Origin of the sequence: Sporosarcina sp. P16b, assembly GCF_002743065.1 — a bacterium.
GTDB lineage: Bacteria > Bacillota > Bacilli > Bacillales_A > Planococcaceae > Sporosarcina.
This window is the reverse complement of record NZ_PDYO01000005.1, coordinates 69068-81992: the sequence shown is the minus strand read 5'-3', so window position 1 is coordinate 81992 and position 12925 is coordinate 69068. Positions and strand designations below refer to the sequence as shown.

The 12925-nt window shown below is 41.9% G+C and carries 11 protein-coding genes and 1 other annotated feature; all 11 genes read left to right on the top strand.

Annotated features, from left to right (window positions below):
* The first annotated feature begins 302 nt into the window (after positions 1 to 302).
* Positions 303 to 773: a CtsR family transcriptional regulator gene (locus CSV77_RS08235; protein WP_099630512.1), complete on the top strand. Its 471-nt coding sequence runs from the start codon at positions 303 to 305 to the stop codon at positions 771 to 773.
* Between the two features lie 11 nt (positions 774 to 784).
* A complete protein-coding gene (locus CSV77_RS08230) occupies positions 785 to 1336 on the top strand; it encodes a UvrB/UvrC motif-containing protein (RefSeq protein WP_099673007.1) in 552 nt (183 codons plus the stop codon).
* Positions 1326 to 2414: a protein-arginine kinase McsB gene (mcsB, locus tag CSV77_RS08225; protein WP_099673006.1), complete on the top strand. Its 1089-nt coding sequence runs from the start codon at positions 1326 to 1328 to the stop codon at positions 2412 to 2414. The genes CSV77_RS08230 and mcsB overlap by 11 nt, the downstream gene beginning before the upstream one ends.
* Positions 2415 to 2599: 185 nt before the next feature.
* On the top strand, positions 2600 to 5047 hold the full coding sequence (locus tag CSV77_RS08220) for an ATP-dependent Clp protease ATP-binding subunit (RefSeq protein WP_099635785.1): 2448 nt from the start codon (positions 2600 to 2602) through the stop codon (positions 5045 to 5047).
* An 89-nt stretch (positions 5048 to 5136) separates the two neighbouring features.
* Positions 5137 to 6507 carry a DNA repair protein RadA gene (gene radA / locus CSV77_RS08215; protein WP_099673005.1) on the top strand — a complete coding sequence of 457 codons (1371 nt, stop codon included), beginning with the start codon at positions 5137 to 5139 and terminating at the stop codon, positions 6505 to 6507.
* Positions 6508 to 6670: 163 nt separating this feature from the next.
* A complete protein-coding gene (locus CSV77_RS08210; protein WP_099673004.1) occupies positions 6671 to 7759 on the top strand; it encodes a PIN/TRAM domain-containing protein in 1089 nt (362 codons plus the stop codon).
* A 26-nt stretch (positions 7760 to 7785) separates the two neighbouring features.
* Positions 7786 to 8466, top strand: coding sequence for a 2-C-methyl-D-erythritol 4-phosphate cytidylyltransferase (gene ispD / locus CSV77_RS08205; RefSeq protein ID WP_099673003.1), 681 nt, complete (start codon positions 7786 to 7788; stop codon positions 8464 to 8466).
* A gap of 13 nt (positions 8467 to 8479) precedes the next feature.
* Entirely contained in the window at positions 8480 to 8959 is a 480-nt protein-coding gene (ispF, locus tag CSV77_RS08200) for a 2-C-methyl-D-erythritol 2,4-cyclodiphosphate synthase (protein WP_099673002.1), read from the top strand.
* Positions 8960 to 9042: 83 nt separating this feature from the next.
* On the top strand, positions 9043 to 10503 hold the full coding sequence (gene gltX, locus CSV77_RS08195) for a glutamate--tRNA ligase (protein WP_099673001.1): 1461 nt from the start codon (positions 9043 to 9045) through the stop codon (positions 10501 to 10503).
* Positions 10504 to 10560: 57 nt separating this feature from the next.
* Positions 10561 to 10775: a binding site (T-box leader), on the top strand.
* A gap of 92 nt (positions 10776 to 10867) precedes the next feature.
* Complete coding sequence (cysE, locus tag CSV77_RS08190; RefSeq protein WP_099630521.1) at positions 10868 to 11542, top strand: serine O-acetyltransferase; 675 nt, start codon at positions 10868 to 10870, stop codon at positions 11540 to 11542.
* The gene (gene cysS, locus CSV77_RS08185; RefSeq protein ID WP_099630522.1) at positions 11523 to 12923 is read left to right on the top strand and encodes a cysteine--tRNA ligase; all 1401 of its coding nucleotides are present in this window, start codon (positions 11523 to 11525) and stop codon (positions 12921 to 12923) included. The genes cysE and cysS overlap by 20 nt, the downstream gene beginning before the upstream one ends.
* Positions 12924 to 12925 lie beyond the last annotated feature (2 nt).

The window sequence follows — 12925 nt, the reverse complement described above, 5'->3', positions numbered from 1 at the left end:
TACTTCTTATGTTCAACTAATATAGTTAGAATTCCATTTAGAAAGATTACAGTAGTACACCGTAAGCGGAAAATACCCGTCTAGAACGTTAGTAAACGGTGCCAAACTATCCACTTTATTTTTTGTCTCATTACTAATTGAATAATCATTAGCCAGATGTGACAACCTAGCACTAGGTTTTCTTTCAACGTAATAAGGTATACATATAAACAAATGAATTGCATCCCACCCAATTACTGCGATACAATTAAGTCAAAGATAGTCAAAGTCAACTAGAAGATTGAGTGAAGCGAGGTGACGAGATGCGTAATATTTCTGACATTATAGAAGGGTATTTGAAGTCGATTATAGAAGAGGAAGATAGTGCTTCTATTGAAATCAAAAGAAATGAGATTGCCGAGAAGTTCCAATGCGTACCATCACAAATCAACTACGTAATCAAAACCCGGTTTACGGTCGAAAGAGGCTATGCCGTGGAGTCTAAGCGAGGGGGCGGGGGCTACATCCGGATTTATAGGGTACGTACCAACTCCCGAAAGGACTTACTTGAACAAGCGTTGGAAATTTTGGAGAGTGAAGCGTCTTCTACTATGGCGGAAGATGTCATCATCCGTTTAATTGAAGAAGAAGTCATTACAGAACGTGAAGCTAAGCTGATGCTTGCTGCGGTGAGCCGCGGTACTCTGCGTTATATGTTGCCTGAGCGGGATGCGTTACGTTCACGTATTCTTCGCGCCATGTTAGTTACGTTAATTTATGAAGAGATAGAATGAGGTGAATCTCCATGCTTTGTGAAAACTGTAAAGAACGATCAGCTACTGTAGTGTTTAAACAGGAAACCTTAAATCATGCAACAGAGCGCCATTTATGTGATAAATGTGCATTTTACTCACAGACATTTTCTTTCAGTCCGGATCAGGAGCCGTTATCCATTCAACAATTCTTAGCGCACTGGTTGGGCGGTTCAGAATTATTTTCAGAACAAAAAGCCGATGAAAGATTACCAGATGGTCCGAAATGTCCGAACTGCAATTTGACCTTTCACCGTTTCCTTGACATCGGAAAGTTTGGCTGTGCTGTATGTTACGAAGCATTCAGCGGGCAACTACCAAGGTTGTTTGCAAAATTGCATAATGGACATACCCAACACCGTGGAAAGATTCCGGTTTCACTTAATGAACGCTTTGCTTTAAAGAGGAAACTTGAAGATATCCGTACGAAAATGCAGCAAGCCGTAGAAAATGAACATTTTGAAGAAGCGGCAACTTTGCGTGATGAGGCGAACCAGTTGAAACAGCAGCTGTCTGACGGGGGTGACGATCAACATGTCATTTGAAAAATTTCTCAAACAAGAACTGACAGGTTGGATGGTGGCGGAAGGTGAGCACGCTGACATTGTCTTATCCACAAGGATCAGGCTAGCCCGTAACTTGCAAGATTATCTATTTCCGATTAGTGCTTCACAGGAAGACGCAAACCGCGTGAGCGAAGCGTTAAATCAAGCAGTCAAGACGATGCAGAATCACCATTTTACAGGCACAGCAATGAAAGATTTGTCACCACTTGAAAGGCAAATCTTAGTCGAGAAACATTTAGTCAGTCCACAGTTGATCAACCCTGAAAAACATGGGTCGGTTTTGCTATCGGAAGACGAAACGATCAGCATTATGGTAAATGAAGAAGATCATATTCGCATTCAATGTATATATCCTGGTTTTCAAATAGACCAGGCATATGAACAGGCTGATCGAGTGGATAGCGAACTGGAAGTGAATTTGAACTATGCTTTCGATGAAACATTCGGCTATTTGACAAGTTGTCCATCCAACACAGGTACAGGAATGCGCGCGTCTGTCATGATGCATTTACCTGCATTGACGATCACTAAGCAAATCGAGCGAATTATTCCCGCGATATCTAGACTTGGAATGGTCGTACGTGGGAGTTACGGAGAGGGCAGTGAAGCGCTCGGCAATATTTATCAAGTTTCCAATCAAATCACACTCGGCAAATCAGAAGAAGAAATCCTCAAAGACTTGGAGAGTATTTCAAAGCGCTTGATAGCGCATGAAAAGAAATCACGTGAATTATTATTGGCTAAATCGGAAGTTCACTTAGAGAATAGGTTATTTAGGGCACTCGGTACCCTGACCTATTCGCGAATATTACCTTCAGCGGAAGCGGCAAAATGTTTGTCTGACGTCCGTTTGGGTATTGATTTAGGTATCATAGAAAATATTGATATGACCATTTTGAATGAATTGATGATTTTCATGCAACCAGGTTTTCTTCAGCAATACGCAGAGGCGGAATTAACATCTGATGAACGAGATATCCTTCGTGCACAATTATTCCGAGATCGGCTAGGTGTAGTGCGATCTGCTGCACAAAAAAAAGACAATGATTCGTTATGAGCAAAGTTTTTGCAAGAAAGTCTCATAGCATTTATAATTAATCAAAGATAGTCAAAGTCAATATGCGAATTAGGTTGTATCGCGAACTGACATGAATATATATAGTTATAGGAAACAAAGCAAGGATGCGTTATTTTGCATAACATAGAATATAGTCCACTGATGAAGGAAAGAGGGGAATGGATATGATGTTTAATCGATTTACACAACGTGCACAAAAAGTTTTACAACTGGCTCAAGAAGAGGCTATTCGTTTAAAACATGAATCTATTGGTACTGAGCATATTCTACTCGGATTGATTCGAGAAGGTGGCGGCATCGCAGCAAAAGCTCTTGAAGCAATTAGCGTGAATGCAGATACTATTGAACGAGAAGTAGAAATTCTGGTAGGTGTAGGCTCTAAAGATGTGGGTCCGATCGTTCATTATACTCCACGCGCAAAACGTGTCATCGAATTATCTGTTGATGAGTCTCGTAAATTAGGACATTCTTATATCGGTACTGAGCATATTTTATTGGCTTTGATTCGAGAAGGGGAAGGTGTGGCAGCGCGCGTTCTGAATAATGCGGGTGTTAGCTTGAATAAAGCTCGCCAGCAAGTACTTCAATTGCTTGGTAATGATGAAAGTTCTGTTGGGAACCCAGCGAATTCTGCATCAGCGGCAACACCAACATTAGATGGCTTAGCGCGTGATTTAACTGAGATCGCACGTGAAGGTACATTAGATCCAGTAATTGGACGAAGCAAAGAAATCACACGTGTTATTGAAGTATTGGCACGTCGTACGAAAAACAACCCCGTGCTGATTGGGGAACCGGGTGTAGGTAAAACAGCGATTGCGGAAGGTTTGGCGCAGCAAGTCGTAAGTAATGAAGTACCTGAAATCTTGCGTGACAAACGCGTGATGACACTGGATATGGGTACAGTCGTTGCGGGCACGAAATACCGCGGTGAGTTTGAAGATAGAATGAAGAAAGTAATGGAAGAAATTCGTCAAGCGGGTAACATCATTTTATTCATCGATGAATTACACACGTTGATCGGTGCAGGTGGAGCAGAAGGTGCTATTGATGCATCCAACATCTTGAAGCCTTCACTTGCACGTGGTGAACTACAATGTATCGGTGCTACAACACTTGACGAATACCGTAAATATATTGAAAAAGATGCAGCGCTTGAACGACGTTTCCAACCGATCCAAGTCGATGAGCCAACTGTAGACGAAACAATTCAGATCATTAAAGGCTTGCGTGACCGGTACGAAGCGCATCACCGAGTAAAGATTACCGATGAAGCAGTTGAAGCCGCGGCGAAGATGTCTGATCGTTATATCTCGGATCGTTTCTTACCAGATAAAGCGATTGACTTAATTGACGAAGCGGGATCGAAAGTACGCTTGCGTTCGTATACAACTCCTCCTAATTTGAAGGAGCTTGAGGTGAAGCTTGAAGCGATCCGTTCTGAGAAGAATGCAGCCGTGCAAAGCCAAGAGTTTGAGAAGGCCGCCTCTTATCGTGATAAAGAGCAGAAAATGAAGGAAGAATTGGAAACAACGAAATCCGCTTGGAAAGAGAAACAAGGGCAGACTGAGTCCGAAGTGACAGTAAATGATATCGCTTCTGTTGTGGCGATGTGGACAGGAATTCCCGTTGACAAAATTGCGGAAACAGAATCTGCTAAACTGCTTAACATGGAAGAAATTCTACATGAACGTGTCATCGGCCAAAATGAATCTGTCGTAGCGATTTCCAAAGCAATCCGCCGTGCGCGTGCGGGGTTAAAAGATCCTAAACGTCCAATTGGTTCATTCATTTTCCTTGGCCCTACTGGTGTAGGTAAAACTGAACTAGCTCGTGCGCTAGCAGAAGTAATGTTCGGTGATGAAGATGCGATGATTCGTATCGACATGTCTGAGTACATGGAGAAGCATGCAACATCTCGTTTAGTTGGATCACCTCCGGGATATGTTGGTTATGAAGAAGGAGGTCAGTTAACGGAGAAAGTTCGCCGTAAGCCTTATTCAGTAGTACTACTTGATGAAATTGAAAAAGCACACCCTGATGTATTCAATATCTTATTGCAAGTATTGGAAGACGGGCGTCTGACGGATTCTAAAGGACGTACAGTTGATTTCCGTAACACGGTAGTCATCATGACTTCTAACGTAGGGGCCACGGAATTGAAGAAAAACCGTTACGTTGGCTTTAATATTCAAGATGGCGAATCCGATTATGATGATATGAAAGAGAAAATGCTTGCTGAGTTGAAAAAAGCATTTAGACCAGAGTTCTTAAACCGTGTAGATGATATGATTGTCTTCCACTCGTTGGAGAAAGAGCACTTGCGTGAAATTGTTAGCTTGATGAGTGATGAGCTGGCAAAACGTTTGGCTGAACAGGACATCGAATTGATGTTAACTGAATCTGCTAAAGATAAGATTACGGATGAGGGATATGATCCTGAATACGGAGCTCGTCCACTACGCCGTGCATTACAGAAACATGTAGAAGATCGTTTATCTGAAGAATTACTTGAAGGTAAAGTTCTAATGGGTGAAAAAGTAATCATTGATGTAGAAAATGATCAGTTTGTCGTGCGTACGGAGAAACAAACAGTAGCAGCAGAAAAATAATAATAGGATAAACCGGATAGCTCGCTCGCTTAGTTTTTTAAAAGCGCAGCGAGCTGTCCTTTTCGTATTTTAAAGTAAGGAGAGAGTATATGGCTAAGCGTAAATCGAAATTCATGTGCCGTTCTTGTGGATATGAATCCGCTAAGTGGATGGGGCGCTGTCCTGGTTGTGGAGAATGGAACACGATGGATGAAGAAGTAGAGATTGTGCAAAAAGGACCGCGTGCCGCATTTCAGCACGGGGAAAGAGTGAAGCAGAAAGCTTTGCCGATCAGTCAAGTGGAAATGGCTGAAGAGCCTCGTGTTAAAACGGAATTAGAGGAATTAAACCGCGTGCTTGGAGGTGGGATTGTTCCGGGCTCGCTCATATTAATCGGTGGCGATCCAGGAATCGGGAAATCTACATTGTTGCTTCAAGTCTCGTCATTACTTGCGAATCAACAGCAACGCGTACTATATATATCGGGAGAGGAATCGATTAAGCAAACTAAGTTACGTGCAGAACGTTTAGGTGTGAAGTCAGATGAGTTATATATTTATGCCGAAACCGATCTTGCAATGATCAATGAAACGGTGGATGAAGTGAAGCCAAGATTTGTTATTGTGGACTCGATTCAGACTGTTCACCATCCTGAAGTATCATCAGCGCCGGGGAGTGTATCACAAGTGCGTGAATGTACCGCAGAACTAATGCGTATAGCAAAGACGCAAAACATTGCCATATTCCTCGTAGGTCACGTAACAAAAGAAGGACAAATTGCAGGACCACGATTGCTTGAGCATATGGTGGATACGGTACTGTATTTTGAAGGAGAACGTCACCATACATATCGTATTTTGCGCAGTGTTAAAAACCGTTTTGGTTCTACCAATGAAATTGCCATTTTTGAAATGTTGCAAGCTGGATTAAAAGAAGTCTTAAATCCTTCTGAAATGTTTTTGCGTGAGCGTTCACAAGGTGGGGCAGGCTCTACCATTGTCGCTTCTATGGAAGGTACACGACCCATACTTGTTGAAATTCAGGCATTGATGACGGCATCAAGTTTTAATTATCCGAAGCGAATGGCGACTGGACTGGATCAAAACCGTGTGCAATTATTGATGGCTGTATTGGAAAAACGTGCAGGAATGCTATTGCAAACACAAGATGCGTATATTAAAGTTGCAGGCGGCGTTAAGTTGGATGAGCCGGCCATTGATTTAGCGGTGTTACTGAGTATTGTTTCTAGTTATCGCGATACAGCTGTAGGGGCGCGGGATTGTTTTGTTGGTGAAGTAGGGTTAACAGGTGAGGTTAGAAGGGTATCTAGAATAGAACAACGCGTTACGGAGGCGGCGAAGCTAGGTTTTGATCGCATTATCATTCCATCGTCGAATCTGGGTGGTTGGGCTGTTCCGAATGGGATTGAAGTAGTAGGAGTTGAAACTATAACGGAGGCATTAGGCGTGGCATTTAGATAATAAATTTTTATATAACGAGATGAATAGAAAGGTAAGAAACTTTCCTGCGATTTAATTAGTCCTAGTAGGGGGAGTGAGGAATTTTCAGAAATTCCTCACTTAACCTAAGCGACCAACCGTAATTCGTTGTATACTATTAGGAAGGAAAAGGAGGTGGAAGAATATGTTGAAAAGAGTAGTCCAAGTTTCATTCTTATTAATCGGAGGAACTCTCGGTGTATTATTTTTACCGTACTTATTCGCTATGTTTGAGTTTACATCTCGCCCCATTATAGAGAACCCTTATGTGGAGGCAATTATAGGAGCCATCATTCTATTTTTATTAAGCTTATTTTTAACTGAACCGATTGTGAATTTCATTAAATGGATTGAAGAAAGACTTCTGAAAGCACCGATTATGGATTTATTATTCGGTACAATTGGATTAGTCGTAGGATTAATCGTTGCGTTTTTATTTAGTTTCGGTCTAAGTGCAATTGGCTTTCCGGTAGTATCTTCTGTTGTACCTGTATTATTGTCTATTCTTCTCGGCTATTTAGGTTTCCAGGTAGGTTTTAAAAAGTGGGAAGAGTTTATCAATGCATTTTCCAATTTACGCATGACAACGGCAAAAAAGAAAGAATCAACAGAACCGGTGGTCACTCCACCACAAAAAGATGTATATAAATTATTGGATACTAGCGTCATTATTGATGGGCGTATTGCGGATATAGTGGCAACGGGATTTTTACAAGGGATTCTAGTTGTACCTCAGTTTGTACTGACGGAACTTCAGCATATAGCAGATTCATCTGACACGTTGAAGCGAACGAAAGGTCGGCGTGGCCTAGACATTCTAAAACGTTTACAAAATGATGACGGACCACAAGTTCTTATTACGGACGAAGATATTCCGAATGTAGCCGAAGTGGACTTGAAGTTAGTTAAACTGGCGAAGAAAATGAATGGTTTAGTTGTAACGAATGATTTCAACTTAAATAAAGTATCGGATTTGCATGGCGTTGCAGTTTTGAACATAAATGATCTTGCTAACGCAGTAAAACCGGTAGTCATTCCGGGTGAAGAAATGCATGTGGTCGTAATTAAGGACGGCAAAGAACACAATCAAGGCGTTGCATACTTGGATGATGGCACCATGATCGTAATTGAAGATGGTCGTTCTCATATCGGGGATGCCATTGACGTTGTAGTAACAAGTGTATTGCAAACATCTGCGGGACGCATGATTTTTGCGAAACCCAAAGGTCGATAACCAGCATAGAAAGCAGAGTGACAAACGTGAACTATACAGTGATGATTCCTGCTGCGGGAAGTGGCAAACGAATGGGTGCTGGACAAAATAAACTCTTCCTGAAAATTGGAGAGCATTCAATTTTGTATCATACAGTAAGTGTGTTTAAAGAAGACCCTAATTGTGAAGAAATCATTATGGCTGTGAAGCCGGAAGAGCAAGCCGTGATTGAAGAGATTCTTCAACCGCATCAACACGTCAAACCTATTACATTTGTAAAGGGTGGTGGTGAGCGTCAAAACAGTGTAGCGGCTTGTATCTCTGCTTATAAAGGGAAAAGTATCGTACTAGTACATGACGCAGCTAGACCTTTCCTAAATTCAGCAATCATTACGAAACTGGTGCATACTGCTAATGAAAAAGGAGCAGCTATAGCGGCAGTCAGGGCGAAGGATACAATCAAGTATGCGGATGGCGGAACTGTGAAAGAAACTTTGAATCGTGAAAAACTATGGCTTGTACAAACACCTCAAGCATTTCAATATGAATTGCTGAAAAAAGCATCTGACTTGGCTATTCAAGAAGGTTTCCTCGGCACGGATGAATCCGCGCTAGTAGAACGAATGGGTTACGAAGTCCAGGTGGTAGAAGGCTCGTATGACAATGTAAAGATGACGACCCAGGAAGATTTGGCTATAGGTGAAATCTTACTGGCAAGAAGAAAGTAGGGGGAATAATTACATGTTTCGAATTGGACAAGGTTTTGATGTACATGCATTTGAAGAAGGTAGACCACTCATAATCGGAGGAGTCACCATACCGCACACAAGGGGGTTAATCGGTCACTCCGATGCGGATGTGTTATTGCACACCGTATCAGACGCTGCACTTGGCGCAATTGGTAAAGTGGATATTGGCACACATTTCCCTGATACGGATGATGCGTTTAAAGACGCTGACTCTGCTGTTTTATTGGAAAAAGTATGGGACATGGTAAAAGAAGAAGGTTACCGTTTAGGTAATATTGATTGTACGATTATTGCGCAGCGGCCGAAAATGGCACCATACATTGGGGACATTCGTCAACGTGTAGCGGAATTGCTTGAAGCGGATATATCGCAAGTGAATGTCAAAGCTACGACTACGGAACGTCTAGGTTTCCCTGGGCGTGAAGAAGGAATCGCGGCGATGGCCACGATTTTACTAATGAAAAACCAGTAACTTTCAAAACGGCTTATAGAGTGCTAAAATAGATAGGAAATTATATAAGAACGTAATCAATTCGAAACGGAGAGGTAAATATTATGACACAAGAAGTACGTGTGCGTTATGCACCGAGTCCAACAGGCCAACTACATATTGGTGGCGCGAGGACCGCGTTATTCAACTATTTGTTCGCTCGTCACTATGAGGGGAAATTCATTGTTCGTATTGAAGATACGGATACAGCGCGAAATATTGAAAGTGGTGAACTGTCACAACTTGAAAACCTAACGTGGCTAGGTATCCATCATGACGAATCAATTGATATTGGTGGAGAATACGGACCGTACCGTCAAATGGATCGTCTGGATTTGTATGAAAAGTATGCAGATGAAATGCTCGAAAAAGGACATGCTTACAAATGTTTCTGTACAACTGAAGAGTTAGAAGCAAAGCGTGACGCACAAAAAGCATCGGGAATCGCAGCGCCTATGTATGATGGCACTTGTCGTCATTTGACAGCGGAACAGGTGGCGGAAAATGAAGCAGCGGGGAAAACTTACACTATTCGTATGCGCGTTCCTGAAGATGTCACGTATACGATTGATGACCTTGTGCGTGGAGAGGTAACATTCGAATCAAAAGATATCGGTGACTGGGTTATGGTTAAAACGAATGGTATTCCTACGTATAACTTTGCTGTAGTCGTTGATGATCATTTGATGAAAATCTCTCATGTTTTCCGCGGGGAAGAGCATTTGACGAATACACCAAAGCAACTAATGGTATTTGATGTATTTGGTTGGGATCATCCGCGATTTGGTCATATGACATTGATCGTCAATGAAGAGCGTAAAAAGCTCTCAAAACGTGATGAATCAATCATTCAATTCATTACACAGTATAAAGACTTAGGTTATTTGCCGGAAGCTATGTTTAATTTCTTCTCTTTACTTGGTTGGTCGCCTGTCGGGGAAGAGGAGATTTTCTCTCATGACGAACTTGTGAAACAATTTGATGAATCTCGCTTGTCAAAATCACCCTCCATGTTCGACACGAATAAGCTGACGTGGATGAATAACCAATATATAAAAAAGCTGTCCTTGGAAGAAGTAATTGAATTAACATTGCCTCATCTACAAGCAGCAGGGTTGGTTTCGGAAAATATGTCTGCTGAAGAACAAACATGGGTTCACGATTTGATCGCGTTATACCATGGTCAATTAAGCTTTGGTGCTGAAATTGTTGAGTTATCCGCCCAGTTTTTCCATGACACACTGGAATATGATGAAGTAGCATCGGAAATTCTAGCTGGTGAACAAGTACCTGAGGTGATGACATCACTTAAAGGGCAGCTTGAAGCATTAGAAACTTTTGATGCTCCATCTATTAAAGCAGCGATTAAAGCGGTGCAAAAAGAAACGGGGCATAAAGGTAAGAACTTATTCATGCCTGTACGTGTCGTGGCGACTGGCCAGACGTCAGGACCAGAATTACCAGATGCAATCGCGCTGATCGGTAAAGAAAAAATCATTCAACGCATTGAAAAATTTGCAAAATAATCAATATTGACAATTCGGTGAATTTATGTAAAATGAACCTAATATGAAATTATCATATCAAAAGCGTTGAGAAGGAAAGTACATAGTGGATACTCTGTAGAGAGGGTCATCTAGGCTGGAAATGACCTGAGTCGTTCACTATCGAAATGCACCTTTGAGCGATGAGCTGAAACTGTTAGTAAGCCATACGTATAGTCTGCGTTAAAGACATTAAGCGGGGGACAATTAGGTTCTCAAGCGGAGTGGAACCACGCATTTAATGCGTCTCTGTCATCATAAGTGACGGGGGCGCTTTTTTTATCTCACGATTTTTAAAAAAGTGTTAACCGCCGTCATGTGAAAGAAGAAAAAAGGGGGAAGTTCATTGTTCAAACGTATGAAAGAAGATATTCGGTGTATTTTCGATCAAGATCCGGCAGCTCGTAGCACAATTGAAGTAATCTTAACATATTCGGGTTTGCATGCAATTTGGATGCATCGTATCGCGCATGTGTTTTATAAGCGTAATCTCCGTTTCTTGGCTCGTGTAGTATCGCAAGTTAGCAGATTCTTTACGGGAATCGAAATTCATCCTGGAGCAGTAATAGGCAGACGTCTATTTATTGATCATGGGATGGGTGTAGTAATAGGGGAAACATGTGAAATTGGCGATGATGTGACACTTTATCAAGGAGTTACACTCGGGGGGACAGGTAAAGAAGGCGGTAAGCGACATCCGACGCTCTGTGATAATGTATTGGTTGCATCGGGTGCCAAAGTACTCGGTTCCATCACGATTGGTGAGAACAGTAAGGTAGGAGCGGGATCGGTCATATTGAAAGAAGTGCCTCCCAACTCTACAGTAGTTGGGATACCAGGGAAAATCGTTATTTCCAATGGGGTACGTGTAAATAGTAAACTGGATCATTCTACGCAAGATCCGATTTCGGATGAAATCAAGCGATTGGAAAAGCAAATTCAGGAGTTAAAGCTACGTACTCAGCAGTTGGAAACCATGAATGAAAAAAAGGGAGATTTACATGAGCATTCAACTTTATAATACATTGACACGTAAGAAAGAAAAATTTATTCCAATAGAAGAAGGAAAAGTTAAAATGTATGTCTGTGGACCGACCGTTTATAACTATATTCATATCGGAAACGCTCGTCCCGTGATTGCTTTTGATACGATTCGTCGCTACTTGGAATATCGTGGATATGAAGTGAATTATGTCTCGAATTTCACGGACGTAGACGACAAAATCATTAAAGCAGCAAATGATTTAAATGAAGAGGTCGGAGAATTAACCGAACGTTTCATTGCGGCATATCACGAAGATGTAAGTGCTCTCGGCTGTGAGGTAGCGACAGCACATCCTCGAGTAACTGAGCATATTCAGGACATTGTGGAATTCATTCAAGTTCTAATCGACAAAGGATTTGCCTACGAGTCCCATGGAGATGTCTATTTCCGTACACGTGAATTCGAAGGCTACGGGAAACTTTCACACCAATCTATTGATGAATTAAAAGTGGGTGCGCGGGTCGAAGAGAACGCAATTAAAACAGATCCTCTTGATTTTGCGCTTTGGAAATCAGCAAAAACGGGAGAGATCTCATGGGATAGTCCGTGGGGTACAGGTCGTCCAGGGTGGCATATCGAATGTTCGGTAATGGCTAAGCAACTTCTTGGGGACACTATCGATATTCACGCAGGTGGGCAAGACTTAACATTCCCGCATCATGAAAATGAGATTGCGCAGTCTGAAGCGGCTACAGGCAAAACTTTCGCCAACTATTGGATGCATAACGGCTATATCAATATTGATAACGAAAAAATGTCAAAGTCATTAGGTAATTTTATTTTGGTACATGATATTCGGAAGCAAATCGACCCGAAGGTGCTGCGTTTCTTCATGCTGTCTGTGCACTATCGTCATCCAGTCAACTTTGCACAGGAACTCGTAGAGAGCGCAGCGAATGGATTGGAACGGATCCAAACTTCGTACAGCAACTTGCAGCATCGTCTATCGATTTCGGCAGACCTGGCAGAAAATTCCGAGTCGTGGTCGAATAAGATCCAAGAACAAATTAACGCATTTGAGAAAGCGATGGATGACGACTTTAATACTGCTAATGCGATTGCGTCAATTTTTGAACTATCTAAACAGGCGAACGTGTACTTGCTTGAGAAAAATACAGACCGCCACATACTTCAGCAATTCATCGATGCGTTGGATCTATTAATGGGTGTACTTGGTTTGCCTTTTGAAAGTACTGATGAATTGATGGATGGTGAAGTGGATAAATTGATCCAAGAACGTCTTGAAGCCCGGAAGAATCGTGATTTTGCACGGTCTGATGAAATTCGCGATGAATTAAAAGTGCGGGGAATCATTTTAGAAGATACAGCGCAAGGTACTCGCTGGAAAAGAGGGTAACA